The 26,645-nt window shown below is 44.5% G+C and carries 25 protein-coding genes; 11 read left to right on the plus strand and 14 right to left on the minus strand.

The genetic code is table 11. From position 1 onward, the window contains the following. Nucleotides 1-9 precede the first annotated feature (9 nt). From ACRQQK_RS20030 to ACRQQK_RS20040, 3 genes are read right to left on the minus strand one after another with little or no spacing between them, the layout of a single operon-like run. Nucleotides 10-954, minus strand: coding sequence for a LysR family transcriptional regulator (locus ACRQQK_RS20030; RefSeq protein ID WP_457514347.1), 945 nt, complete (start codon nucleotides 952-954; stop codon nucleotides 10-12). Continuing rightward, on the minus strand, nucleotides 954-1,583 hold the full coding sequence (locus ACRQQK_RS20035; RefSeq protein WP_457514349.1) for a response regulator: 630 nt from the start codon (nucleotides 1,581-1,583) through the stop codon (nucleotides 954-956). The genes ACRQQK_RS20030 and ACRQQK_RS20035 overlap by 1 nt, the downstream gene beginning before the upstream one ends. Continuing rightward, nucleotides 1,580-2,965 carry a cache domain-containing protein gene (locus ACRQQK_RS20040; protein WP_457514351.1) on the minus strand — a complete coding sequence of 462 codons (1,386 nt, stop codon included), beginning with the start codon at nucleotides 2,963-2,965 and terminating at the stop codon, nucleotides 1,580-1,582. The genes ACRQQK_RS20035 and ACRQQK_RS20040 overlap by 4 nt, the downstream gene beginning before the upstream one ends. Nucleotides 2,966-3,169: 204 nt before the next feature. Between ACRQQK_RS20040 and ACRQQK_RS20045 the strand changes: the two genes are divergently transcribed. The 3 genes from ACRQQK_RS20045 (at nucleotide 3,170) to ACRQQK_RS20055 (ending at nucleotide 6,224) form a co-directional block, all read left to right on the plus strand. After that, nucleotides 3,170-4,240: a TRAP transporter substrate-binding protein gene (locus tag ACRQQK_RS20045; protein WP_457514352.1), complete on the plus strand. Its 1,071-nt coding sequence runs from the start codon at nucleotides 3,170-3,172 to the stop codon at nucleotides 4,238-4,240. 69 nt (nucleotides 4,241-4,309) lie between these two features. Continuing rightward, entirely contained in the window at nucleotides 4,310-4,852 is a 543-nt protein-coding gene (locus tag ACRQQK_RS20050; RefSeq protein WP_457514354.1) for a TRAP transporter small permease subunit, read from the plus strand. Next, nucleotides 4,839-6,224, plus strand: coding sequence for a TRAP transporter large permease (locus ACRQQK_RS20055; protein WP_457514356.1), 1,386 nt, complete (start codon nucleotides 4,839-4,841; stop codon nucleotides 6,222-6,224). Before ACRQQK_RS20050 ends, ACRQQK_RS20055 begins: the two co-directional genes overlap by 14 nt. 90 nt (nucleotides 6,225-6,314) lie before the next feature. On the opposite strand, the gene ACRQQK_RS20060 is transcribed toward ACRQQK_RS20055, so the two are convergent. After that, nucleotides 6,315-7,313, minus strand: a complete 999-nt coding sequence (locus tag ACRQQK_RS20060; RefSeq protein WP_457514358.1) for a branched-chain amino acid aminotransferase — start codon at nucleotides 7,311-7,313, stop codon at nucleotides 6,315-6,317. Between the two features lie 319 nt (nucleotides 7,314-7,632). Between ACRQQK_RS20060 and sbmA the strand changes: the two genes are divergently transcribed. Continuing rightward, entirely contained in the window at nucleotides 7,633-8,904 is a 1,272-nt protein-coding gene (gene sbmA, locus ACRQQK_RS20065; protein WP_457514360.1) for a peptide antibiotic transporter SbmA, read from the plus strand. Between the two features lie 69 nt (nucleotides 8,905-8,973). Here the strand turns inward: sbmA and ACRQQK_RS20070 are convergent, their stop codons facing one another. Genes ACRQQK_RS20070 through ACRQQK_RS20090 form a run of 5 tightly spaced genes read right to left on the minus strand, consistent with a single transcriptional unit; the run spans nucleotide 8,974 to nucleotide 15,263 of the window. Further along, nucleotides 8,974-10,215 carry an allantoate amidohydrolase gene (locus tag ACRQQK_RS20070; RefSeq protein ID WP_457514362.1) on the minus strand — a complete coding sequence of 414 codons (1,242 nt, stop codon included), beginning with the start codon at nucleotides 10,213-10,215 and terminating at the stop codon, nucleotides 8,974-8,976. Between the two features lie 10 nt (nucleotides 10,216-10,225). Continuing rightward, nucleotides 10,226-11,476 (minus strand): pyridoxal-phosphate-dependent aminotransferase family protein, encoded by a 1,251-nt coding sequence (locus ACRQQK_RS20075; protein ID WP_457514363.1) that lies wholly within the window; start codon nucleotides 11,474-11,476, stop codon nucleotides 10,226-10,228. Between the two features lies 1 nt (nucleotide 11,477). Beyond that, nucleotides 11,478-13,043 (minus strand): gamma-glutamyltransferase family protein, encoded by a 1,566-nt coding sequence (locus tag ACRQQK_RS20080; protein ID WP_457514365.1) that lies wholly within the window; start codon nucleotides 13,041-13,043, stop codon nucleotides 11,478-11,480. Then, entirely contained in the window at nucleotides 13,040-14,242 is a 1,203-nt protein-coding gene (locus ACRQQK_RS20085; RefSeq protein WP_457514367.1) for an amidase, read from the minus strand. The genes ACRQQK_RS20080 and ACRQQK_RS20085 overlap by 4 nt, the downstream gene beginning before the upstream one ends. A gap of 25 nt (nucleotides 14,243-14,267) precedes the next feature. Then, nucleotides 14,268-15,263, minus strand: a complete 996-nt coding sequence (locus ACRQQK_RS20090; RefSeq protein ID WP_457514369.1) for a bile acid:sodium symporter family protein — start codon at nucleotides 15,261-15,263, stop codon at nucleotides 14,268-14,270. A gap of 299 nt (nucleotides 15,264-15,562) precedes the next feature. On the opposite strand from ACRQQK_RS20090, the gene ACRQQK_RS20095 reads away from it, so the two are divergent. Together ACRQQK_RS20095 and puuE are read left to right on the plus strand one after the other, a co-directional pair. Beyond that, on the plus strand, nucleotides 15,563-16,225 hold the full coding sequence (locus ACRQQK_RS20095; RefSeq protein ID WP_457514370.1) for a GntR family transcriptional regulator: 663 nt from the start codon (nucleotides 15,563-15,565) through the stop codon (nucleotides 16,223-16,225). Between the two features lie 41 nt (nucleotides 16,226-16,266). Further along, nucleotides 16,267-17,196, plus strand: coding sequence for an allantoinase PuuE (gene puuE, locus ACRQQK_RS20100; RefSeq protein ID WP_457514372.1), 930 nt, complete (start codon nucleotides 16,267-16,269; stop codon nucleotides 17,194-17,196). An 80-nt stretch (nucleotides 17,197-17,276) separates the two neighbouring features. Here the strand turns inward: puuE and ACRQQK_RS20105 are convergent, their stop codons facing one another. After that, a complete protein-coding gene (locus ACRQQK_RS20105) occupies nucleotides 17,277-17,822 on the minus strand; it encodes a DUF3299 domain-containing protein (RefSeq protein WP_457514374.1) in 546 nt (181 codons plus the stop codon). Nucleotides 17,823-18,023: 201 nt separating this feature from the next. Here ACRQQK_RS20105 and ACRQQK_RS20110 point away from each other — a divergent pair, with 201 nt between their 5' ends. From ACRQQK_RS20110 to ACRQQK_RS20130, 5 genes are all read left to right on the plus strand, one after another. Then, nucleotides 18,024-19,514: an alkaline phosphatase gene (locus ACRQQK_RS20110; protein ID WP_457514376.1), complete on the plus strand. Its 1,491-nt coding sequence runs from the start codon at nucleotides 18,024-18,026 to the stop codon at nucleotides 19,512-19,514. A gap of 362 nt (nucleotides 19,515-19,876) precedes the next feature. Continuing rightward, on the plus strand, nucleotides 19,877-20,638 hold the full coding sequence (gene kduD / locus ACRQQK_RS20115; RefSeq protein WP_457514378.1) for a 2-dehydro-3-deoxy-D-gluconate 5-dehydrogenase KduD: 762 nt from the start codon (nucleotides 19,877-19,879) through the stop codon (nucleotides 20,636-20,638). Nucleotides 20,639-20,848: 210 nt separating this feature from the next. Next, nucleotides 20,849-21,487, plus strand: a complete 639-nt coding sequence (locus ACRQQK_RS20120; protein WP_457514380.1) for an RpiB/LacA/LacB family sugar-phosphate isomerase — start codon at nucleotides 20,849-20,851, stop codon at nucleotides 21,485-21,487. Nucleotides 21,488-21,698: 211 nt separating this feature from the next. Continuing rightward, nucleotides 21,699-22,628, plus strand: a complete 930-nt coding sequence (kdgK, locus tag ACRQQK_RS20125) for a 2-dehydro-3-deoxygluconokinase (protein WP_457514381.1) — start codon at nucleotides 21,699-21,701, stop codon at nucleotides 22,626-22,628. 9 nt (nucleotides 22,629-22,637) lie between these two features. Next, nucleotides 22,638-23,264: a bifunctional 4-hydroxy-2-oxoglutarate aldolase/2-dehydro-3-deoxy-phosphogluconate aldolase gene (locus ACRQQK_RS20130; RefSeq protein ID WP_042482680.1), complete on the plus strand. Its 627-nt coding sequence runs from the start codon at nucleotides 22,638-22,640 to the stop codon at nucleotides 23,262-23,264. A gap of 151 nt (nucleotides 23,265-23,415) precedes the next feature. Here the strand turns inward: ACRQQK_RS20130 and ACRQQK_RS20135 are convergent, their stop codons facing one another. From ACRQQK_RS20135 to ACRQQK_RS20150, 4 genes are all read right to left on the minus strand, one after another. After that, on the minus strand, nucleotides 23,416-23,658 hold the full coding sequence (locus ACRQQK_RS20135; protein ID WP_457514383.1) for a hypothetical protein: 243 nt from the start codon (nucleotides 23,656-23,658) through the stop codon (nucleotides 23,416-23,418). A 145-nt stretch (nucleotides 23,659-23,803) separates the two neighbouring features. After that, complete coding sequence (locus tag ACRQQK_RS20140) at nucleotides 23,804-24,241, minus strand: excinuclease (protein WP_457514384.1); 438 nt, start codon at nucleotides 24,239-24,241, stop codon at nucleotides 23,804-23,806. A gap of 126 nt (nucleotides 24,242-24,367) precedes the next feature. After that, nucleotides 24,368-25,135: an IclR family transcriptional regulator gene (locus ACRQQK_RS20145; protein WP_457514386.1), complete on the minus strand. Its 768-nt coding sequence runs from the start codon at nucleotides 25,133-25,135 to the stop codon at nucleotides 24,368-24,370. A 194-nt stretch (nucleotides 25,136-25,329) separates the two neighbouring features. Next, entirely contained in the window at nucleotides 25,330-26,637 is a 1,308-nt protein-coding gene (locus tag ACRQQK_RS20150; protein ID WP_457514388.1) for a TRAP transporter large permease, read from the minus strand. Nucleotides 26,638-26,645 lie beyond the last annotated feature (8 nt).

The following is a 26,645-nucleotide window of genomic DNA, read 5'->3' on the forward strand; positions in this document are numbered from 1 at the left end:
TCATCCGAGCTAGCACATTCCCTCGCTGCGCATAACACTCACTCGCTCTAACAAGTACTGTTTGAAGCGAGCGCAACGTTCGGGCATTGGCGAACGAGGACGATACAAAAGGTCAATATCAAAGCTGGCGCAACGATAATCGGGCAAGATCTGAATCAAATCGCCACTTTCAATGCATTTGTGCACCAGTGAATGAGGCAGATAAGCAATTCCCGCGTGTTCCCTTGCGAAATCGAGCAGCATTTCGCTGTTGTCACACTCTAGTGTGTCCTGAATGGTGACGAATTCTTGCTTGCCATTCAGTTCAAAGCTCCAGCGATTTCCACCCAATAAGGTTCTCGCATACAGGCAACGATGCTGTGTTAAAAACTCTGGGGTTTCAGGCACGCCATGTTCCTGCAAATAGTGTTTTGAAGCGCAGAGATAAAGTGGCTCCGTAAGAACGCGCTTTCGCACAATCAAAGAATCTGGAGAGATGTCGCCGTCATAATTGGCTGTGGCTCTGAATGCAAAATCGATAGTGAGAGGGTCAAAATCTCCTGCTTCTATAAAGATTCGGAAATGCACTTGAGGATGCATTTCCATGTATTCAGCCACGATTTTGGTCAGGTACTGGCGCGCAAACAAAGGTGTTGAAGAGATCTTGATTTCACCTTGCTGCTCTGCAGCTAGGTTCTGTACCTCTTCGCACAGATTATTAATGTCCGGCAGCAGCGGTGAGAAACGTTCATAAAGAAGCTGCCCTGCCTGAGTCGCCACCAACTGTCGGGTACTTCTTTTAATAAGCTCAACGGACATGGCTTCTTCAAGTTCTTTCACCCAGCGGCTTCCGGCTGCAGGAGACAGCCCTTGTTGAAGAGCCGCTTCGCGAAATGAACCGGTTCTTAATACCGCACAGAAAAAGACGATCTTATCCAAAATAGGTTGTCGGCTGGACAGCAATTTTCCTGTCATCAGCTTACCAGCCCTTTATCTAACGCGAGCTTAACCAGCGCTGCTGTAGAGGTAGCCCCGAGCTTTTTCTTAATTCTCAGTCGGTGAGTTTCAACAGTTCTCACACTGATGTGCAGTGTGTCGGCAATGTCTTTGTTACAAGCACCATTGACAATAAGGCGAAGAACATCAAATTCTCGCTTGGAAAGTTCATCATCTTGCGGCTCTGGCTTGTCGTTGATTTGTTCAAGCAAACGATCGGAAGCCTGAGGGCAAAGATATGAACGCCCCTGAGCTACCTGATTAATCGCCATAACCAGCTCTTCAGAACCCACATCTTTCAACACATAGCCCTTTGCTCCCGCTTTTACCGAGCGAACCACGTAGTCTTTACTGTCGTGCATCGACAGCATAATCACTGCCGTTTCTGACTTTGATTGCGAGAGCTTTTCTAACATCTCGATACCGTTCATGTTAGGCATATTAATGTCTAACAAAAGCACATCCGGTTTGAGTGTGAGTGTCGCTTTGAGTGCATCAGCACCCGTACCGACGCATGACAGAATCTCAAGGTTTTCTTCTCTTTCCAAACGAGATTTTAAACCGTCCTGCATCAGACGATGGTCATCGGCCAGTACCAACTTAATCATACAAACTCCATATTTAAGCTGACGCGAATCTCTGTGCCTTCGCCCTGTATGCTTGATACGGCGAACGTTCCGCCAATCGCATGAATACGATCCTTCATATTCTGTAACCCCATATGTTCCAAATTTGGTTTATTGCGTTTAACCGGCTTTGCTATAGTAGGTGCGATGCCAATTCCGTCATCACTCACGGTCAAAATCAGCAGTTGCCCTTCTCGCTGCATAATGATGTCGATACCTTGTGCCTGAGCATGTTTTTCTACGTTGTGTACCGCTTCTTGTATAACGCGATATAAGGTTGTTTCTACCTCTTGAATCATTTCAACGCCGTCAATGTCATGTTCAAACACTAACTCTAGGTCAGTACGCTGACGCAATTCATTAATGTAAGCTTCAATGCCTGCCACTAATCCTAGGTCATCAAGCTGTGGCGGTCGTAAGTCTCGGGAGATTCTGCGCAATTCTACAATGGCTTGTTCCATGACCCGCTTGCTGGCATCCAGCTCTCTCATCTGTTGTTCTTGATTCAACTCTTTGCCGACGTTATCGAGACGATATTTCGCTGCCACTAAAAGCTGGTTAACACCGTCATGCAACTCGCGAGATACACGCTGACGTTCGTTTTCCTGAGAATCGATGATCTGCTGATTCAACACGCTCAACTGTTCATTGGCTAAACGTCGTACATTTAGATTTAAAGAAGCGCCTAGAGCGGCAATAACAGAAATGGAAATAAGCATAACAAAGAACAAAGCACTGCTAGTTCTGCCTACGTTTTGATCATAGCCGTTTTGCATATGGGCGACTTGATGTTCAATGTCATCGAGATACACACCAGTTCCAACCATCCATTGCCATTTATCTAATGAAATGGCGTAACTGAGCTTAGGTAGTGGTTCTTTGGTCGACGGTTTATGCCATAAATAATCGACAAAACCACCGCCAGCCCTGCCTACGCGAATCAGTTCTTGCAGCAGTTTTTTACCCTCGACATCTTCAACTTCCCACCAATTAAGACCGATGCGTTCAGGCTGATAAGGCAGTACAATCGCATCACCCTGCCAGTTATAGGCAAAAAAGTAACCATCCACGCCATATGTTAACTGGCTCAACTTTTCAGCAACTATTTGCTTCGCGCGTTCATCACTTAACGACTCGTCTAGGTAGTAAGGCATGATGCTTTTCACTGCCATTTCTACGTACTGTTTCAGTTCTTGTTTTTTGGCGGCCAGAATATTGTTTCTAGTGAGTTGAACTTGGTCTTCAACTAATTGTTTTGCTTGGCTAAATAGAATGGCAGCGACAATCGCCACCACAATAATCAAGGGGACAATCGACAGTAAGATGATATTAACGGTTAGCTTTCTGTTCCTGACAAAGCCCATATTTGCTTCCAATTTTTATACGTAGTTTTACGGATTCTCTGTATCAAAAACTGCCCAAACTACTCACACAATTTGCGCACTTTCACCAATAGAGCATCCGTTTACCCCTGCTTATACTCAGCTCAAATGTAACATTAAATTAACATCGTTAAATACGAAATGTTCACATTTATTCGCACGTATAAACCAAACAAGGACTATGTTATGAATTTGAAAAAAGCTGCCATTGCAACTGCCATTGCTTTAACGTCAGTTGGACTCTCGCTTAGTGCACACGCTGAAGACAAAAAGATCCTTCTTAAAACTCCGATTGCTTTTGGTAGCCACTTGCCTGCGTTAGGTACGCCAATCCAGTGGTACGCAGACCACATCACTCAGACGTCTGGCGGCACGATAAAAATGAAAATCTATGAGCCAGGTAAACTGGTAAATCCTGCTGAGATTTTAGATGCGGTATCGACTGGCAAAGTGAACTCTGGTTATTCAACAGCAGGTTACTGGCAAGGTAAACTCCCTGCTTCGGCGCTATTTTCTGCGGTTCCTTTTGGCCCTGAAGCGGGTGAATACATGGCTTGGATGTACTTCGGCAACGGTCTGAAGCTCTATCAAGAAATGTATGACCAAGGTGGTTACAACGTAAAAGTTTTACCTTGTGCAATCATCTCACCTGAATCTTCAGGTTGGTTTAGAAAACCGATTGAAAAACCAGAAGACTTGAAAGGTCTGAATATGCGTTTCTTTGGCTTAGGAGCTTCCGTGATGGAGAAACTTGGAGCTGGAACGGTGCAACTTCCGGGTGGCGAAATCTTTGGCGCACTTGAGAAAGGGGCTATCGATGCATCTGAGTTCTCTCAACCAGCCATTGATGAGCGTTTAGGCTTCTACAAAGTTGCTAAGTACAACTATTTCCCTGGTTGGCACCAACAATCCACCATCTTTGAACTGCTGATTAACAAAGATACGTGGAACGAAATGAGCCAAACACAACATGATGCTATTGAAACTACCTGTATGGCATCCATGACTTATTCCATTGCTGAAGGTGAAGCTATGCAGTTCACTGCAATGGAAAAAGCTAAACAGAATGGCGTAGAAATCCGTTACTGGAACAAGGAAATGTTGGATCTGTTTAAGAAAACATGGTTGGAAGTGGTTGAAGAGAAAAAATCTGCGGACCCTTTCTTCGATAAGGTTTGGGCGGACCTAAGCACATTCCGTCAAGGATATGCTTTGTGGCAAGCGAACGGTTTCCTACCTCGCGCAACGCTTGAGTAATCCTTACATATATCGGAAAAACATGGGCTGGACTTAATCATCCAGCCCTCATCAGGCAAGGAGAAAGCAATGAGTAAGGTGTTATGCTCAACCCCACCTATCCCTGTTTACTACCACATCGAAAGAGTCGTTCAGTCTGCAAGCAAGTTTATTGCTTGGACCAACATCATTCTTATTGGTGTAATTGTTCTTCAGGTCATTCTGCGCAAAGTGTTTGCTAACGGTCAGATAACTTTAGAAGAGTTACAATGGCACTTATATGCGACCGCCGTTATGTTCGGCACCGCATATGCGCAAATAAGCGATATGCATGTGCGAGTCGACCTTTTTTATCACAAATTTAGCGAGCGCAAAAAAGCGATGATTGACCTTTTAGGTCTGCTACTTTTGGCTGCACCCTTTGTAATTGTGGTGATCATCCATTCCTACGACTTCACCTATGAGTCTTGGCGTGTCAATGAAAGCTCCGCTTCACCTTCCGGTTTACCTTATCGCTGGTTAATAAAAAGTGTTATCCCAATCAGTTTCTCACTGTTGCTGCTTTCCATGCTGGCAAAAGTGCTGCGCAATTTAGACATCATTTACAAAGGAAATAGCTATGGAACCAAATGAGTGGATTGTCATCGCGATGTTTGGCTCGTTTATCTTGCTTTTGTTTACCGGAATTCCCGTAGCCTATGTCTTGGGTGGTATTGGCGTATTCTTCGCGGGTGTTGGATACCTCGCTGATATTTATCTCGATACGTTTACCGGATTAAACTTCACTAGCCTCGGCTTAGTGGTGAACCGTATTTACAAAATCATGGATAACTGGATTTTGGTCGCGCTTCCAATGTTTATCTTTATGGGCAACATGCTCGATAAATCCGGTATTGCCGAGAAACTGATGGCATCCATGCAAGCTCTGTTCGGCAAAGTTCATGGCGGACTTGCGGTCACAGTAATGGCGATAGGCATTATTCTCGCAGCGTCAACGGGCATCATTGGTGCGTCAGTTGTGCTTCTGGCGGTGATGTCACTGCCTACCATGATGCGCCAAGGTTACCACTTGCCTCTTGCACTTGGCACAGTAGCATCCGCAGGTACTCTGGGAATCCTTCTTCCACCTTCAATCATGCTGGTGATCATGGCTGACCAACTTGGATTGTCTGTAGGCGACCTGTTTATGGGCGCCGTTATTCCAGGTCTGCTTTTGGGTCTGTTTTACATCGTTTACATCTTGATTGTAGGCAAAATGAACCCTATCAAAGCACCGGTTCCGGAAAATATTCAACCTGTTGAGTGGAGTTTGATTCTGCGCGTGTTTAAAGACATCACACCAACTGTACTACTGATTTTTGTTGTACTAGGTTCTATTTTTGCTGGTATTGCTACACCAACTGAAGCCTCCGGCATTGGTGCACTTGGCGCGACGTTACTTGCTGTTTACAACAAGAAACTCAATCTCAAAGTGGTCAAAGAAGTGGTGTTGGCTTCCTACGGCACAACGGCATACATCTTTATGATTTTCTTAGGTGCTTCTTGCTTTGCGCTAGTTCTGCGTGAACTGGGTGGCGACGAACTGATTGAAAGCTTCCTAAGTGGATTACCGTTTGGTCCGTACGGCATTATTGCGTTTATTTTGATGATTGTGTTCTTTCTAGGGTTCTTCCTAGACTGGATTGAAATCACCTTAATTGCGCTGCCATTACTCGCACCTGTAGTAAAAAGTTTAGGTATCGAATTGGACGGTCACGGCGTGGTGGATGATCCTTCATTGGTTTGGTTTGTGATGTTGGTCGCCATGGCGCTTCAAACCAGCTTCCTAACACCACCCGTGGGATTTGCTCTCTTCTATCTCAAAGGTGTTTGCCCTGAAGGCGTAACACTTAAAGATATCTACCGTGGCGTAGTACCTTTCATTGTGATTCAACTGTTTGCTCTGGTTTGCCTCGTCGCTTGGCCACAACTGGTATTGTGGTTCCCAAGTGTGGCTTATGGGTAGCTAGAGACATAACAAATTGACATTGATAAAGAAAAAGCCAGCGGTCATCGCTGGCTTTCTGTGTTCTCTCTAACTAACTACATGATTGAATTAAGCAATCTTAGTTAGCCAGTTATGTGTATCTGGTGCTTTACCCCACTGAATGTCGTTCAGTGCTTGACGAAGTTTCTGTGCAATTGGACCAACTTCACCGTTACCTACTTTCACATCTTCACCGTTGTGAATCAAAGTACCAACAGAAGTCAGAACTGCAGCTGTACCAGAAAGCATTGCTTCTACACCCGGTTTAGCGGCACGCTCTAGAAGTTCTTCTACAGATACTTCTCGCTCGCTTACTGTCATGCCAAGATCTTTTGCGATAGTCAGGATACTTGAGCGAGTAACACCGTGTAGGAAGCTTGAATCCAATGCTTTAGTGATGATTTCGTTACCATCAACCAATAGGAAGTTCGCAGCGCCTGTCTCTGTAATGTAGCCGTTTGGACAGAACAGAACTTGGTCCGCTTTGTATTTTTCTTTCGCTTCTAGCGTCGGAGAAAGTGCACTTGCGTAGTTACCGCCACTCTTAATCATACCCATGTGTGGCGCACAACGTTGACCCGTTTCGTCTAGAAGCAGGCGCAGTGCACTTGCACCACCCGCAAAGTAATCGCCAACAGGAGAAAGTAGTACATACATCATAGATGAAAGAGATGGCGCAGCCGCTTTACCAACCGCTGCTTCAGTACCGATGTGAGTTGGACGAATATACATAGAACCCGGAGGCGCAGGTACTTCTGACGCGAACTCTGCAACAACATCAACGATCATCTTTGAAAGTTGTTCTTTATTCACTTCTGGTAGAGAAAGTAGTCGGCTGCTTTGAGCAAAACGCTCGACGTTTTGGTCCATTCGAAAGACGTGCACGCTACCGTCTTCGTGACGGAATGCTTTTAAACCTTCAAAACACGTGCTTGAGTAATGCAAGACGTGAGCACCTGGGTGAAGCGCGATGCTGTCAGAAGCGACGATTTCTGCGTCTGACCATTGATTATTTTCGAATGTTGCTAATGCCATCTTAGGCATAAATACAGTACCAAAAGCCGCCATATGTTTTCCTACAAATAAGTTACTACTAAAGATAAGTCCGTTAAGTCTGGGCTGGCGATGTGAGATGCATGTCCAATACTTAGTGTTCTGATACTAAAACAAGTTGAACCTGTAAGAAAAGAGGTTTGTTGGATTAAATACTCATTAACACCAATTAATAGTTTTTTTACAAATCAAGCCATGTCTAAAATGGTTTAAATTAGGATGTGCATAAAACTAATCGTATTTTATGCGGTCAGTAATATACTGAAATCAAAGATACCCTGACTCAAATTAATAAAGGATGGGTATTACGTGTTGTCATCAAAAGGAAGTTGCCGTGTTTAGTTCTTTTTTTCCAAGACCCAAATTGTTTTTTCTGAGCTTTATTCTTTGGGCTCTCGTTTGTGTTATTGGTTGGTATACCGTTATTGAGGATCTTGGCCCTCACATCAGTTTGGCTCATATTTTCGGTGTTGATTATCCACCAGCATTAGCTGAAGGTGCTAGTGAAGTGGCTACTGCAGAATTTCAAGCGGCAACACAGTTCGCGATTAACGCTTGGCTATATCAGTTTATGACGCTGTGCTATGCATTGTTTATTGGTGGCTGGATGATGCTCGGTGGACAAAAATGGGCGAAATGGTCGGTACTTGGCTCAGGCTTGATTGTGTTTATCACTTGGTTCCAAGTAGAAGTCAGCGTCATGCTTAACGAATGGTACGGTGACTTTTACAACCTAATTCAAAAAGCACTAACTGCTCCAAACAGCATTACCCTCACAGAGTTCTATTCTGAACTATCAACTGTAATGGTACTGCTGATGATTGCCATTATGGTGGCAGTTGGTAACGCCTTCTTTGTTAGCCATTTTGTGTTCCGTTGGCGTACCGCTATGACCGAGCATTACACTTCAAGATGGGAACATGTACGACATATTGAAGGTGCTGCACAGCGTATTCAGGAAGACACCATGCGTTTTGCCAGCATTATGGAAAGCTTAGGTGTTCGCTTGCTCAACTCCATTATGACGTTAATCGCCTTCCTGCCAATTCTTTGGGGCTTGTCTGGTTACGTCACCACGCTTCCGTTTGTCGGAGAAGTACCTCAAGCGCTGGTTTTCGTCGCTATTATTTGGTCGATTTTTGGTACTGTGCTGCTTGCTTTTGCTGGTATCAAACTACCGGGTCTGGAATTTAACAACCAGAAAGTAGAAGCGGCGTATCGTAAAGAACTGGTTTACGGTGAAGACTATGAAGACCGCGCACATCCTCTGACTTTGGAAGAGCTGTTCGGCAATGTTCGTCAAAACTACTTCAAACTGTACATGCACTACGTGTACTTCAACGTGGTTCGCTACGGCTACTTACAGTTTGGGGCATTTATCCCGTTTATCGCACTTGCTCCGTCAATCGTTGCTGGCGCATTTACTCTGGGTGTAATGCAACGAATTATGAATGCGTTTAACCAAGTAGAAAACTCTTTCCAATACTTGGTGAACTCATGGACAACGATTGTAGAACTGTTGTCTATCTACAAACGTCTTAAAGCGTTTGAACACGCTTATGAAGAGAAAACAGCTAATTTAATTCAGGCAGAAGAACTGAATTAAGCATAAAAAAGAACCCCACAGATGTGGGGTTCTTCGTTTATCATTTCGATGCTATATCATCGTTTTTCATTAAGCATTAAAGCTACGAATCATCTCTATAAAACAAGCCAAACCAACCTTAACATCCGAAGTCAAAACCTGCTCTCTAGGGTTGTGACTAATGCCTTTTTCACAGCGAATAAACAGCATCGCTGTATCAGTCAAGTCAGCCATTACCATAGCATCATGCCCCGCGCCACTTGGCAGAAAACGGGCAGACGAATTGGTCACTTTTTCAATTGCAGAGGCCCACTTCTGTTGTAGCTTGTTGTTACATTGAACCGCTTTTGCTTTGTAGATGTTTTCATAATCAAAAGAGAGTTTACGTTGCTGCGCAATATGTTTGAGCTGCTCCAACATTTCATAGGCCGCGTTCTCTAATGCTGATTGGGAAGCGCTACGAATATCAATCGTAAATCTCGCTTTGCCAGCAATAACGTTTACCGCGCCGGATACAATTTCACACTTACCAACGGTTGCCACAACTCCATGATCTTTCGCCAACTTTTCAATGGACAAAATCATTTCGGCAGCGCCGGTCATTGCGTCTTGGCGTAAATGCACAGGTACTGTACCTGCATGCCCTGCCATGCCCGTTACTTCACATTGAAAACGCTTTGCTCCAGCGATACCAGTAACCACACCAACGGCTAAGTTCTCGGCTTCTAACACGGGACCTTGCTCGATATGTGCTTCCAAATAAGCCTGAACATCTTGCGCATTGCGAGCATCACAGCCAGCTTTTGCAGGATCAAGACCGAACTCTCGCATCGCCTGTGCCATGGTGACACCGTTCGCATCAGGCACCTCTAACCAGTTAAAATCAAAGCAGCCAGCGACTGCACTTGAGCCAATTAACGTTGTGTTAAACCGCGTGCCTTCTTCGTCAGCAAAGGCGACAACATCGATATGAAATGGAAAGGTTTCTCCACTCAGTGCTGCCAATGTTTCAATTGCGAGCAAGACACCTAAGTTACCGTCATATTTACCCGCATTCACCACCGTGTCGCTATGAGAGCCTAAGATCAACGTTGGCTTAGTCGGGTTCGCTGATACTTTTCTGCCCCACTGGTTACCAACGCTGTCTTGCCATGTTTGTAAACCTGCTTGTTGCATCCAGAGCGAGATCTGATCATGAGCCGCGCGATGTTGTGGTGTTAAATACGCACGCGTTAATCCCGTTTCACTCTCGCTAAATGAAGCAAGCACATCCGCCTGCTCCATAAGTCGTTCAGCGCGACTTTGCGTGTCCATCTCATTAAGAACAGTCATACCACTCCCACTATTGATAAAATTCCATTGCCGCAGCAACAGCTTGACCCGGATCGATTTTCGCTTTGTGCTTAATCAGCAGCGCTTCTAACGCAGCCAAAGTTGAAAGCACGCACTCTTGGCGAGCGTTATAACCCATAGTGCCAATACGCCAAATCTTTCCATGCAGTGGGCCGAATGAAGTACCAATTTCGATACCAAAGCGGTTTAGCAATTCTAGTCGAACCACATCACCATTCACATTTGCAGGAATATAAACACCGACAACGTTGTTCATCTTGTATGTTTGATTGCCGAACAGCTCAAGCCCCATCGCACGCAAACCTGCAGCCATAGCATCACCGGCCTGTTTGTGGCGTCCAATCACCTTATCTGGGCCTTCTTCAAGGAAGAGTCTCGCACATTCACGAGCCGCGTATAACATACTGGTTGCTTCTGTATGATGGTTAAGACGTTCTGGTCCCCAGTAATCCATGATCATTGCTAAGTCGAAATAGTTCGACTGAATCATCGCATCTTCACCTTGGGTGTGGTGATCGGCACGAATACCCGCTTCAACGTGTTTGCGTCGATTGATCAACTCCGCACATCGGTCACTTAAAGTGATAGGTGCCGAACCAGAGGGACCACCGAGACATTTTTGCAAACCCGCCGATACTGCATCCAAATGCCATTCATCGACTTTGAGATCATTACCCGCAATGGATGCTGTCGCATCACAGTAGAACAGAACACCGTGGCGTTGACAAATCTCACCCATCTCTTGCAACGGCTGATTCATGGTTGTGGATGTATCACCCTGAACGGTAGCAAGTACCTTCGGTTTAAACGCTTTAATTGCTTGCTCAACTTTCTCCGCTGGGCATACTTCCCCCCATTCGATATCAATGGTTTGGACCACAGCCCCGACGCGTTGTGCTATTTCACACAACAGATGACCAAATCGGCCAATCACCGGAACCAACACTTTGTCACCCGGTTGAAGAACCGACACTAATACCGCTTCAATACCAGAGCGCGCAGTGCCATCCACCAACATAGTTTGTTGGTTTTGGGTAAAAAACACACCACGATACAGCGACTGAACTTGGTTCATGTAACCTGTCATCACAGGATCATACTGTCCAATCAGTGATTGAGAGATAGCTTGATGTACGCGCGGATACGCGTTGATTGGACCCGGCCCCATAAGCAGACGTTGTGGCGGGTTGAGCGTTTCAAAAAGATTGCCAGTTGAATGCAATTCATTATGGGCTGTCATTTTATTCTCCAAGTAAATAAGTTCCATCGCTACGAGGATCACTGGTCGCCGAGGCTTTTCCATGCGTATCAATAATGATTGCGCCAGCGTGTCCCATTAATTCATTGTTATCAGCCACGTAAGTAACATCGTGGCCTTTTTGTTTAAATTGCTCTCCGTACTGGTGATACAAAGATTCTTCTAGGCGTAAGTTGTTGGTTGAATCACCCCATGTACGACCTAACAACCATCTCGGCAATGCTACTGATTCATCCAATGCATAGCCCTGATAGTGATAGCGGCTAAACAAACATGCCTGCGTTTGTGGTTGGCCTTCGCCTCCCATAGTCCCGTAAACCATACGTCGATCATCACCTAACTCTGCGTAAGCTGGGTTTAATGTGTGGAATGGTTTCTTACCACCCGCCAGCACGTTGTGATGTTTGGCATCCAAAGAGAAGCTTTTCGAACGGATGTTCCACAATATGCCGGTACTTGGCAGCACAAAACCTGATCCGAACTCCCAGTAAATACTTTGAATAAAGCTCACCATAGTGCCGTACTGATCGGTTGCTCCCATCCAGATGGTGTCTCCCGGTTGCGCTTGGTGTGGCCAAGGTAACGCCTGTTCCATAGACACTTGCTCAGCGCAACGATCAATCACTGATTCATTGAGCCACTCTTGCAAAGGCTGAGTCAGATACTCTTCATCACATACTTCTTTATCGCGAATGATGAAGGCTTGCTTGGTTGCTTCTACTAACAGGTGAATATGATCAACTTCGCTTTGCGCTTGTGAAGAGAGGCGATCATAAATCGCCAGAATCAACAACGAAGCCACCCCCTGAGTCGGAGCACCGAAGTTGTACAGTTTACCTTTCGAGGTATTGACACTCAGTGGTGCCATTACTTTGGCTTGGTGGTGATGAAAATCTTTTAAAGTAATCGGGCTGCCTGCCTGCTGAAGTTCTTCTGCCGCACTTTTAGCTATTTCGCCACGATAAAAATCATCCAGCCCGTTTTCTGCTAGAGTTCTGAGCGTTTCGGCTAACGCCTGATTAGTGACAACGTCACCTAATGTAAGTGTTTTTCCTTCCTTCAGGAAATGTTCAGCGAACGTTTTGAGCTGAGCTAATCTACCGAAGGTTTTTTCGCTGGCATTAACTAAGCTTTGAGTCACTTCGACGCCTTGCTGCGCAGCTTCAATGGCTGGTTCTAGTAGCGTGTGTAAACTGATATCGGTTGAGTCCAGTTCTAGCGCCTTTTGCCACGCAGCAACAGTGCCTGCCATGGTAATCGCCGCTTCACCACCAAATTCCGGAAGTTCTTCACCTTGACTGCGGTAGTGTTCAACATCAACCTCCAACGCAGCAGCACCGCAACCATCAATGGCGACGGGAGTCTGCCCTTTTTTGGCGATCAACCAAAAGCTGTCACCACCAATACTGTTCATATGTGGATACTGCACAGCGATCATTGCTGCGGCTGCAACCATAGCTTCGCTCGCGGTTCCACCTTGGTCGAGAATCTTCTGACCGACTTGAGCGGCCTTGTAATGCGGAGCTGTGAAAGCGGTTTGATATTTCATTTACTATCTCCTTGAACAAGCTTTTCTCCTTGAATCAGCGTTTCGCCCGTCGTAATCAGATCTTCTTCACGATTCGTTAAGCCCATAACGGAAATGCCGCATGGCCCTTCTTGCAATCCTTGCATAGGTAAATGCAATTGCGGTAAACCACTTAAGCCCGCAATACTGGTTAATCCCATAAGCTGAGTTCGGTAATTGGCTAACGCCTCACCAGACATAGCGAGTGCCGGAGGTCCCGATGGTGTAGTCGGAATAGCCCAAACCAGTGCGTATTCAGTCAGGTGATAAGTTATGAATTCTTTGAACTTCGCTTGCTTATCCAAGGCTTGTAAGTAATCTTGCTCGGAAATGGTACGTGACCATTTCACTCTCTCTAAAATGGTTGGGTCTAAACTATCGCCATGCTGCTCAAGCCATAAACCGTGCTTTTGAATAATCTCAAAACCTTGAATGGTTCTGAACAGTAAGCTTAGGTCACTCAGTTGCCAGCCGTTCTCATGCAGCAAATCGCCACATATCAACTCAATATCAGCTTGTTTACACCAGTGTTTCAGGCGAGCTAATCTCTCTTCACTGAGCACTTGAGCGCACTGACTGTCCAAATACAAATGTGTGGCACTGCGACTTTCTGATTTTGACCCAGACAGCACACGCCAAACTTTGCGTAGTAATGGTAATTCGCGACTGAAAATGCCTGCGGTATCGAAACTTTTAGACAATTCAAAACAAGCGTGAAGATCAAGCGAACCGAGGGTTGGACGAAGACCAAACAAGCCACAGTAACTGGCGGGAACACGAACCGATCCTCCGGTATCGGTTCCGATTGAGAACTCACATTCGCCGTTTGCGACTGTGACTGCGCTGCCACTCGACGAACCACCCGGAATACAATCTGGAGCGACAGGATTAACTGGCGTACCGTAATGGATGTTCTGTCCGTTTAGGCTATACGCCAGTTCGTCGGTCTGCACACGGCCGACACATTCAGCACCATTATTAAGCAACTTTAATATCAATGAAGATGTGGTTGGCGCACAGGGATGCGTGGCCAACCATTGTGGATTTCCTGCGCCTGTTTTAAAGCCTTTAACATCAAATAGGTCTTTAAATACAAACTGCGTGCCGCTTAAACTTCCTCGTTCTTTGGCAGGTAACTGTTCTGGCCCTTGAGAGCAATAGACTCGACTATCCTTAGTCATTTCGCTTCCTTACTTTTTAATTGTTTTAGTTTGTTACTGCTGCGCCTTCTGTTTGGCGAGCATAGCGATTCGCTAATATTGCACAGTAGAAAATCTGGATTGGGTGGTAAAGCATGATAGGTAATAAGATCATACCGAGTGTTGGATCAGTTCCAAAAATCACTTTTGCCATTGGAATACCCGCCGCCAGTGTTTTTTTCGTTCCGCAGAAAACCGCTGCGACTTCATCAGGTAGATCAAAGTTTACTCGACGCGCGCCCCACTGAATGAAATGCACCATAAACAAAAGAACCACTAAACAAATAGCAATAGAACTTGCCAGCAGACCAATAGAGAACTCATGCCAAATGCCGTTCTCCACTGAATCACAGAATGCGTTATAGACGATCGCCAAAATGACATACTTATCAACCTTGCCTACAGCACTTTTGTGTTTACTAATCCAGTTAACAAGGTATGGACGAAGAATTTGACCAACAATCATTGGTAACAAAAGCAGTTTGGCGATGGAAAGAACAGAAGCCATCAGATCGAGCTCAACCCCTTCTACGCCCATAAAAAGCTGAATAAGAAACGGTGTGATGAAAACACCAATAATACTTGAAAGTGAAGCGTTGAAAATCGCGCCCGGAACGTTACCTTTACCGACACTGGTCATCGCAACAGAAGATGAAATTGTGCTTGGCAGTACGAGCAAATAACAAAAACCAAACGCCAAAGCCGCTGGCATATACGCCATAAATGCTTCACCAAAGATGACCCACAATAGTGGATAAACAACAAAGGTCGCCGCTTGAATGTACAAGTGAAGACGCCAGTTGGTCATGCCCGCTTTGATTGCTTGAGGAGAAAGCCCCAAACCGTGTAGAAAGAAGACAATGGCCACACCAATACCCGTCAGCTGATCTAGGTGAATCCATCCTCCAGATTTACCCACATCTGAACTCACTGTTGCCAATGCAATAGCGACCACCATGCCAACAAGAAACCATTCCTTTTTCAACTTTTCTAATACGTTCATATATTTTGTCTGCTCTTTAATTATTCCCTACACTTCCATGTAAGCTTTTATTCGCGTCAATTGTATACAATTACAAATACAAGTAGTGTGCCAAACTCACAAGCTACCATATCACTAGCTTACCGAATATTGTACACACAGTTTTGTGCACCAGAGTCGAACAAGTGCTACATCATAGTGCAAGATATTGGTGACTTGACCGCCAGAGATTGACTGGTGCTTACGGAAAACAATAAAAGCCTGTTTGGTATACATATTGCACTACCGCTTTGTATACAAACGTAATTAGAGAGTTCCGCATGTCTAACGACGAAATCATTTATCATAAAATGCTAAAGGCCATTGTTGAACACCAAATTCCACCGGGTGAACGTCTGCCAGAAGACAAACTGTCTGAAGCTTTTGGTGTCAGCCGTACGGGTATTCGCAAAGTTCTGCAAAGATTAGCGTTGGAACGATTTGTCGTTATTCAGCCAAACAAAGGTGCGCAAGTAAACCGCCCTAGTCGCAGAGAAGCGTCTGAAGTCTGGGATAGCAGAATTATGCTAGAACCTCTGCTTATCCCTTCAATCAGTGAAAACTGGAACGACAAGCTGTCACAACAGTTTCGGTCAATGGTAGAACTGGAAAAACGAGCCAATCATAACGGCGATATGGCACAAGCTATTCAGCTTACCGCTAAGTTCCATTATGAGCTTGCGCGTGTCGGTCACAACTTGGTTCTGGCTGAGTTTGTCGAGCAGTTATGTTACCGCTCATCTCTGGTAATTGCCGCTTATGGTACTCGTGAAAGTGTCAATTGCGACTGTGGTGACCATTCGAACTTGATTGATTTGCTCGATAGAAATTTGATCAGCGAAGCTCAACATTGGATGCGCCATCACTTGGAACAGATAAAAGCTTCAATATCTTTAACCAGCAAACAAGAAACACATGTTGATTTCAGCAAACTCTTCACCTAACGCATAACATAAAAACGTGGACGATTAGATAAGGAATTCGAATGAAAGATTTTAATCCTCGCGATTATATCGGTTACGGACGCGATAATGTCCCAGACGCCAACTGGCCAAACAAAGCAAAAATAGCCGTTCAGTTTGTTCTTAACTATGAAGAAGGTGGTGAGAACTGCGTGTTGCACGGCGATTCACACTCTGAGATTTTCTTGTCTGAGATAGCAGGCGCAGAGGCTTACCCTACCCGCCACATGAGCATGGAATCACTGTATGAATATGGCTCTCGTGCAGGGGTTTGGCGCATTCTAAACGAGTTTAAAAAACGCGAACTGCCGTTAACCATTTTTGGTGTGGCCACCGCATTAGAACGCAATCAAGAAGTCACCAAAGCGATCATGGAAGATGGACATGAAATCGCCTGCCACGGACTAAAGTGGATTCACTACCAGAACATGCCCGTTAAAAAAGAACGCAAACACATGAAACAGGCACTCGACATCATCGAGCGCCTGACAGGTAAGCGCCCTATTGGCTGGTATACAGGAAGAGATTCACCCAATACGCGCGAGTTAGTCGCAGAACAGGATGGGCTCTTGTATGACTCAGACTACTACGGTGATGACCTGCCTTTCTGGACTCAAGTACCCAATAGCCAGAAACCCGGAGAAACTAGGCCACACCTAGTGATCCCATACACGTTAGATACCAATGATATGCGTTTTTCCTCGCCCTACGGATTTAGCCACGGTGAAGAGTTTTTTCAGTATCTTAAAGAGAACTTTGATTGCTTATATGAAGAAGGCAAAGATAAGCCAAAAATGATGTCGATTGGCTTACACTGCCGAATCATAGGCAAACCAAGCAGGTTTATGGCGCTGAAGAAGTTTTTGGATTACATGCAATCTCACGAAGGCGTTTGGGTTGCAACCCGCGAACAAATTGCCCGCCATTGGATCGAGCACCATCCGCCTAAGTAACCATTAAATATTGGTATATAAGTTCTGTCGCCGCTGAGCATCACCTTATTCTCAGCGGCTTATTTTTCTTACTTCCAATACTACGAGCTTGAGTCGTTATAAGCTTCAACCGTCACACCGTTAATCAGATAACCCGCTTGCCCCAAATCAGACTCAACCATCTCCACGTTCAACTTACCCACGATGTAAACCACATCCCAAAGTCCTTGAATAGGCACGCCCTTATCGAACTTTACATAAAGAATTTGATTCGGTGGCGGCGGCGGAACATGAATACAAGCACCAAAATAAGGAACCAAAAGTAGTTCTGTTACCACTTTATCGTCCCCTTCCAAAGGAATAACAAAGCCCGGAATACGCACTTGTTTTCCATCTAAATCATCACGAAATCCTCCGGCCATATTCTGAGGTGGAGTATCACTATCATGATTTAGCGGCGCTTTATTTGGTAACGGCGCAACGTTGCGCTCAGTTTCTGGAATCAAGTCGATCCAATCCAAAGTGACAACATCAGAACTCGTGATGTTGATGTCTTCTTGAGCATAAGTACCAGAAGCACAACCAAGTGCCAGTAATATTCCTAACGCGCTAATGCGGCCAAAACGTTTTAACAAAGTCAGTTTCATAAGTTGCAATTTCTATTGATATCAAAAAGATACGTTATTCATTGTTGCTAATAAAAGTACCCGCAGCATAAGACAGTAATATGACAATAATAAAAACTTCATCCATCAGTAACGCATTATTCATAAAGATGTTGGGTAATTAGACCCCGTTAAGCCTTTGAGCAACATGGAAATTCGAGAAAACAATTGGAGCCTATGCCCGTGAAAAGTAAAAAACTTCTATTAGTCAGTGGTATTTTGACAGCCCTAGCTGGCTGTTCTACACAGAGCCAAACCGCTGGTGTTGACGCGCCACAGAAAGATGACGTGTGGTTCAAACAAGCTCAGGAAACTATCGCAAAAGCAAAAGCGAACATGCCTATCGATAAACCCGCTAAGAACGTGATCTTATTTGTTGGTGACGGTATGAGCGTAGGTACGATTACCGCAGCGCGTATTTTTGAAGGCCAGCGTCGCGGTTTAATGGGCGAAGAATACCGCCTGAACATGGAAACTATGCCTAACATGGCTTTGTCAAAAACATACAATACTGATGCACAAACGCCAGATTCAGCAGGTACGGCTTCTGCAATGGTAACGGGTGTGAAAACCAAGCAAGGTGTCATCAGTGTTGATGACAACGTTAAGCGCGGTTTCTGTAATACAGTGAAGGGCAATGAAGCGAAAACAGCTTGGGAAATGGCCGCTGAAAAAGGACTGTCTGTTGGTGTTGTGTCTACTGCGCGTATCACTCATGCGACACCAGCAACCGCATATGCTCACTCAGCCGACCGTAACTGGGAAAATGACGCAACGCTTCCAAACATCGCCAAGAATCAAGGTTGTGTCGATATCGCACAGCAGCTAATTAGCTTCAACGAAGGTAAAGGTATGGATGTGGTATTTGGTGGTGGACGTCGCGAATTCCTGCCTGTCGATGTCGTCGACCCTGAAGGTAAAAAAGGCAAACGTAAAGACGGTCAAAACCTCGTTGAAAAATGGCAAACTCAACACCCAGATGGTCAATATGTTTACGATCAAAAAGGTTTCGAAAGCATTCCAGCAGACGCAAAGAAAGTGTTTGGTCTGTTTGAGAGCAGCCACATGAAGTATGAAGCGGATCGCCGTGGCGACGAGCCTTCACTCGCAGAGATGACTTCAAAAGCAATCGACCTATTATCTAATAACAAGGATGGTTATTTGTTATTAGTTGAAGCAGGTCGTATTGACCACGCTCATCATGATGGTAACGCTGCGCGTGCACTTTGGGATACGGTTGCTTATGACGATGCAATCAAGGCAGCTCTTGATAAAACAAACCCAGAAGATACGTTGATCATTGTCACTGCTGACCATGCGCACACACTGATTTCAAATGGTTACGCAGAGCGCGGCAATCCAATTCTTGGTCTGTCTAAATCAAACGGTAAATTGAGTGTCGATGCTTATGGAAAACACTACACCACATTGAGCTACGGTAATGGTCCTGGTGCGGTTGAGAAAGGCGGTGCAGATCGCCCTAACCCAGCTGAAGAAGAAGTGATGAACATTGATTACCGTCAACAGTCTCTAATCAAACTTGATTCAGAAACTCACTCAGGTGAAGACGTTGCTATCTTCGCTCGTGGTCCTCAGGCTTACCTGTTCCAAGGCGCAGTTGAGCAAAACTACATCTTCCACGTAATGAATGAAGCATTAGGTTTAACGAAGTAATACCACTATTCTTCATCTGAAAAGTTACATCAAGCCACCTTCTCAAAATCAAGAAGGTGGCTTTTTTGTTTTAAGAGATAACGGTGACTAAAACAGGCTCTCCATTTGAATAAACCTAGCCATTGACAAAGAGGCACCTACATAAGCTCAGTAGCCCTCAAAACCACATCAAATTTGAATTTAAAATATGTTTTTGATTTTTTAACAACATCCAATTCACCGCAAAAACTAGAGATCAGTTATATTTTTTGAAACGCCCTTTCATTTTTATTTGTTGAAGTGTTTTTTTCTTGTTATATTCCTTATCATGATGTTCAGGGCGTTCCTGTTCATATTTAATTAGGTACGTTGAGGAAAAAGTAATGATTCTTGATTCATTTAATGTGAAGGGTAAAGTTGCCATCGTAACCGGTTGTGATACTGGCCTAGGTCAAGGTATGGCTTTAGGTCTTGCACAAGCAGGTTGTGACATCGTTGGTGTAAACATTGTTGAACCAACTGAAACCATCGAACTTATCAAAGCAACTGGCCAAAAGTTCATCGACATTCGCGCGAACCTAATGAAGCTGGACGACATTCCTTCCATCATTAGTCGCGCTGTAGAAGAGTGTGGTCACATTGATATCCTAGTAAACAACGCAGGTATCATCCGTCGTAACGACGCAATCGACTTCTCAGAGCAAGACTGGGACGACGTTATGAACATCAACATCAAGTCTGTATTCTTTATGTCTCAAGCAGTCGCTAAGCAATTCATGGCTCAAGGTAACGGCGGCAAGATCATCAACATCGCTTCTATGCTTTCTTATCAAGGCGGTATCCGTGTTCCTTCATACACAGCTTCTAAGAGCGGCGTAATGGGTATCACTCGTCTGATGGCGAACGAATGGGCTAAGCACAACATCAATGTGAACGCGATTGCACCGGGCTACATGGCTACTAACAACACTGCTGCTCTACGTGCAGACGCAGACCGTAACCAAGCGATCCTTGAGCGTATTCCTGCTGACCGTTGGGGTACGCCAGAAGACCTAGCGGGTCCATGTGTGTTCCTAGCTTCTAAAGCTTCAGACTATATCAACGGCTACACTATCGCTGTTGACGGTGGTTGGTTAGCACGTTAATACGTACTGCCCTTATCAGATAAATCCATCTGATTTCTTAGTCTCTATACTCTATCAACATCATAGAGTTAGAGGCTAAGAGTGTTAGTTGTGAGCATTGTGCTTCGGTGCTTAGAACTAACAGTATTGATTACGTTAACGTTAGTGAGCTTCATTGAAGCGTACTAAAAGTTTAAATAATTTAAGCAACTGCGGTTGCAGGAGATTCTGATGAAAATTGCATTGATGATGGAAAACAGCCAAGCAGGCAAAAACGCAATGGTTCTTAATGAACTGAACACGGTTGCGGGCCCTCTTGGTCACGATGTTTTCAACGTGGGTATGAGCGATGAAGCGGATCACCACCTGACTTACATCCACCTAGGCATCATGGCGAGCATCCTTCTTAACTCTAAAGCGGTTGACTTCGTTGTGGCAGGTTGTGGTACTGGTCAAGGCGCAATGATGTCGCTAAACCTACACCCAGGTGTGGTATGTGGTTACTGCCTAGAACCATCTGACGCTTTCCTATTCAACCAAATCAATAACGGTAACGCTATTGCTCTAGCATTCGCGAAAGGCTTCGGCTGGGCTGGTGAACTGAACGTTCGTTACATGTTCGAAAAAGCGTTCACGGGCCCTCGCGGCGAAGGCTACCCGAAAGAGCGTGCAGAACCACAACAACGTAACGCTAGCATCCTAAGCCAAGTTAAATCTGCAGTAGCGAAAGACAGCATCGTTGAAGCTCTACGTTCAATCGACCAAGAACTAGTGAAAACTGCGGTTGGCGGCGCTCGATTCCAAGAGTGCTTCTTCAATAACTGCCAAGACGCAGAAATTGAAGCTTACGTTAAGTCTCTTATTGCTTAATCGAATGCAAATCGTTTATCGGGAATAAATGATTTGAAGCCAACCAGCTCTGGTTGGCTTTTTTCAGTTAAATATGGTCGAAATATTATAATTTTTTATAAAGCAGCTGTTTTATATAACCATATGAATAGTTGTTTTATTTTTACGCCTTATTTCATTACGTGCGATGCCCTCTTAAAAGCCATGCATGTAATACATATGGAGTTTTCCTATGAACCAAATCAAGAGAGTTGCGATCATTGGCGAATGCATGGTCGAGCTTAGAAAAAACGAAGGTGCAGTTGAACAAGGATTTGGTGGTGATACGTTAAATACTGCTGTTTACCTTTCTCGTCTTACTCACTCTGCTGGTGTAACGACATCCTACGTCACAGGCCTTGGTAAAGATCCTTTCAGTGCTGAAATGCTATCTGCTTGGAAACAAGAAGGGTTGAATACCGATATGGTCTTCCTGTCTGAGAAGAAATTACCGGGTATCTATACCATCCAAACTCGTGAAGATGGCGAAAGAAGTTTCTTCTACTGGCGTAATGATGCAGCAGCTAAATACTGGCTACGTGATGTACAACTTGAAGAGCTAGAAAAGCAGCTTTGCGAACATCAAATAATCTACCTAAGCGGTATCAGTGTTGCGATTCTTCCAGAAGATTGCCTGAAGTCACTTATCGAAGTTCTCACAAAATGCCGAGCAAAAGGTGTCAAGATTGCCTTTGATAACAACTTCCGCCCTGCTCTGTGGTCTTCTATTGAAGATGCTAAGAAAGTGTACACTGAGATCCTAAAAATCACTGACGTTGCTTTCCTAACCTTCGACGATGAAGTGCTACTTTGGGGAGACAGAGAAGAGAAGCAAGCCATCGAACGTACTCAAGGCTTCGGCGTTGAAGAAATTGTTGTTAAACGCGGTGCCGATGCCTGTTTCGTTATTTCAAATGATGAGCTATACACTGTTGCAGCAAATAAGATTTCAAACGTCGTTGATACAACAGCAGCCGGTGACTCGTTCAGTGCGGGTTACCTAGCGAAAAGAATTCTTGGAGGCAGCGAACAACAGTCTGCTTCTGCTGGCCATTTAGTGGCTGGAACCGTTATTCAGTACCGTGGTGCTATCATTCCCTCTAGCGCTATGCCAACACTTTAAGGAAAAAAGATGAAAGATTTAAACCAACAACTTGCTGAAATCAAAGTCGTTCCTGTTATTGCAATTAAAGATGCAAACAAAGCCGTGAAGCTTGCGGAAGTTCTTATTGAAAATGGTCTTCCATGTGCAGAAGTGACTTTCCGTACTGAAGCTGCAGCACAAGCTATCAAAAACATGCGTGAAGCTTTCCCTGAAATGCTGATCGGTGCTGGTACCGTTCTGACAACGGCACAAGTAGACGAAGCTATCGATGCTGGTGTAGATTTCATTGTCAGCCCAGGCTTTAACCCAACAACAGTGAAATACTGCCAACAACGTGGTGCGACAATCGTACCTGGCGTAAACAGCCCAAGCTTAGTAGAACAAGCAATGGAAATGGGTCTACGTACTCTTAAATTCTTCCCAGCTGAACCTTCAGGCGGCGTAAACATGCTTAAAGCATTAACAGCCGTTTACCCAATTAAATTCATGCCAACTGGCGGCGTTAGCCCTAAAAACGTTAACGACTACCTAGCTATCCCAAGCGTTTTAGCTTGTGGTGGTACTTGGATGGTACCAAACGATCTTATCGATGGCGAAAAATGGGATGAACTGGCGGCACTGGTTAAAGACGTAGCGAACGTTATTGCAAAGTAATCTGCAACCTTCCCTATTAGAAGCTTTCAAAGAGTTCGCTCTTTGAAATCAATGTCGTTCGGGTATAAATACATACTTATCCGAACGACATTTTACTTTCAGGCTATCGTACGTTTCGATTATCCGATAGGTAAGCTATTGAGAAGGTAAATTACTGAAACTCTTCACCATGATTCTCCAGAGATTGTTTGCCACACTGAGTACACACTATGTACCTGTCTGTTAACTCCAAAGAAGCCCCTGCTGGCAAAGAGGCCGCAGACCCGCTGAAAAAACCATCCAGAAATGCTTTGAACTGTTCTTTTCTAGATTTCCCGTATTTAGATGGCTTTTGTTTCATTACCTCTTTGTGTGTTGTTTCCTCACCGCACTGCTCACAAAATCTAGTGTTCATATACTCTCCCTAAAATAAGGCACACATAAAAAATACTCATACGCTTGTAAAGCGAGTAACAGACTGAGTTGCATCTGAGCCGAATATGTCTGCCTTGTAACCTTAGGAAATGAGAAAACTAAGCGACCTGAACCGATTACTGTACTTACTTTAACTTCACAACTTTACCTGTTAGAGCCACGCCCGCAACCATAGTACCAGCGCCACATTGGAAGGTTTTCTCACTTGAAGTTAGATTGCTCTTATAGTTCGATTTTATATCAATGACGGCATTCCCCCCCTCTTTTACCGCTCTGTCCTTCAATGCAATCATCGCTGACAAAAAGACCCAGTCACACGCTTCTTCATCGGTTTTATTAAAAGCGTTGGTTTTTTTATTGGTTTTGAATTCACCCAAATCTGAAAGGACTTTAGGGTGTTTCTGCTCACCAAAATAAAACTTAATATCTGTGCCCAATTTTGCTTTTGCCACTTCTGAATTCAACGCTGTTTCAATTGAATAAGAGCCGATATCATCTCTAGCAAAAGAGTTAGTCGAAAAGAAAGCTAAAGAAAACAACGTCAATATTGCTAGCTTTTTCATATGTTAAATCTCCTTGATTAATATTTCCTAAATTCAGCCTGTAAAGTGCGCTAAAAACAAGACGCCCTCTTTAGCAAAACTGTAAAGAGGGAAAGCTTATATTTGAAATGAATAAAAATGTACTATTTACGACAAGTTCTGATTCAACTTGCTCGCAAGCTCTATTAATTCGCGTTTGGTATTTTCTAAATCTTCAATATGGTGGTGAACGGTGCTGGAGTTCAGTGTCATATATGGGATTGTGATGGTCGCTAACACACCACCCAGCACACCAAAAATTGGCACACTGATGTTGGTTACGCCCATAATTTGCGGACTTTCACCCACGTAATAGCCACGCTCTCTTGTTGCTTCCACATGGCTTAGCGCATGCGCTTTTTCTTCTGGTGTTGCATCCAATCTGTCTAACACAGATTGACGTTTCTCTTCACTCAGGAAACTCAAGAAAACGATGCCCGAACCCGATGAACAGATATCAATAATAGAACCTAGTCTTAAGCTGAAGCCCATTTTATAGGGGCTCTCTTGGCGCGCGATAACGGTCATCTCACCATTGCTGTATGCCGACATATGGCAAGACTGATTTACTTTGTTGCAGATATCTTCCATCAATGGCGTAGCACGCTTCAATAGCTGAGCGATTGGTGGATGCTGGTTAGATAATGCAAACATTTTCAGCGTTAACGCATAAGTTGATGTGTAGCTGTCATATTCAATGAACTGCTTTTCCACCAGCACAGACAACATGCGAAAAATTTCATTGATACTTCTATCTAAACTTTCCGCTATCTGCTTTTTTGTGAGTGGCTCATCTTGCTGAGCAAGCAGTTCAAGAATATCTAAGCCTTTCTCTAGCGCGGGCGCTCTATATTCAGTTTTCTTAACTGATTCCATTACTTTTTACTCAATACATGTGCGTGCAAACGAGCCGATAGTACTCGAAATGAAGTTTGTTTGTCTCATACCGATGCCCGCTATTTTGAAAATGGTATGGGTATAATTTCACTTTGTTAACAAGCGCACTTGATCAAGACCAAAAGAAAACAACCCCAGACAAAGCTGAGGTCGTTTTAGATAAATCATTGTACTTACTTAATCAAACCCATCGCTTGTGGAAGCGTCATTGAGATTGCTGGAATATATGTCACTAACATCAGTACCGCAAAAATCACGAAGAAGAACGGTAACAGTGTTTTGATTACTGAATCAATGCTGATACCACTCACCTTACAACCGGTAAACAGAATCGGCCCCACTGGTGGTGTAATCGTACCCAGTGAAAGGTTGAATACTAATAGGATACCGAACTGTACTGGGTCCATACCTAAGCCCATACAAATAGGTAGGAAGATAGGCGTAAAAATCAGTACTGCTGGCGTTGGGTCCATAAATGTACCCACAAACAGCAAGATCACGTTAATGATCAATAGAATGATTATTGGGTTATCAGTCAAGCCTAAAAGCATGTCTGCAATCATTCCAGGAATTTGTGTGAAAGCCATTACCCAAGACATGATTGACGATGTTGCCAGCATGAAGATAACAATAGCCGTCATTTTTGCCGATTGTAGGAAGATTTCAGGCAGTCTTCTGAAATCTAAAGAACGGTACATTGCACTCAGAAGCAGAGAATAAACAACCGCGATGGCTGAAGCTTCTGTTGCTGTAAACACACCGCCTAAGATACCGCCGATCACCACGATGATCAGAGACAAACTAGGGATGGCATCAATCGTTACTTGGCCACACTCTTTAAGGGTCATTCGGTTTTTAGCGATATAACCACGACGTTTTGCCATGATACCAGCAACAAGCATGACACCTAGACCCCAGAGGATACCTGGGATGTAACCACCCATGAACAATGCAGAGATAGAGACACTCCCCGCCACTGTCGCATAAACGATCAATGTGTTACTTGGTGGAATCAGCATACCTGTTGGTGCTGACGCGATGTTTACTGCAGTACTGAAACGCTTGTCATAACCTTCTTTTTCTTGGATTGGTGACATGATGCCGCCAATAGCCGCCGCAGAGGCTACACCAGAACCACTGATTGAACCGAACAGCATATTCGATACAACGTTAGTTTGAGCAAGAGAACCAGGGAAGAAACCACTGACAATCTTAGAGAAATTAATCAACCGTATTGCTATACCGCCGTTATTCATGATGTTACCAGCAAGAATAAAGAACGGAATTGCCAACAGAGCAAAGGAGTCTAAGCCCACGAACATACGTTGAGCAGAGGTTACCATTGCACCCTGAGTTGGCAGAATAACCATCATTGCGCCGAAAGAGGAAATACCTACAGCGATGGCGATCGGTGCGCCAATCACGAGAAAGAAGACCACACCGGCGAACATAATTAAGGCAGCTGTTAATGCTAAGTCCATGACTCACT

The sequence above is a fragment of the Vibrio sp. C8 genome, assembly GCF_054051265.1.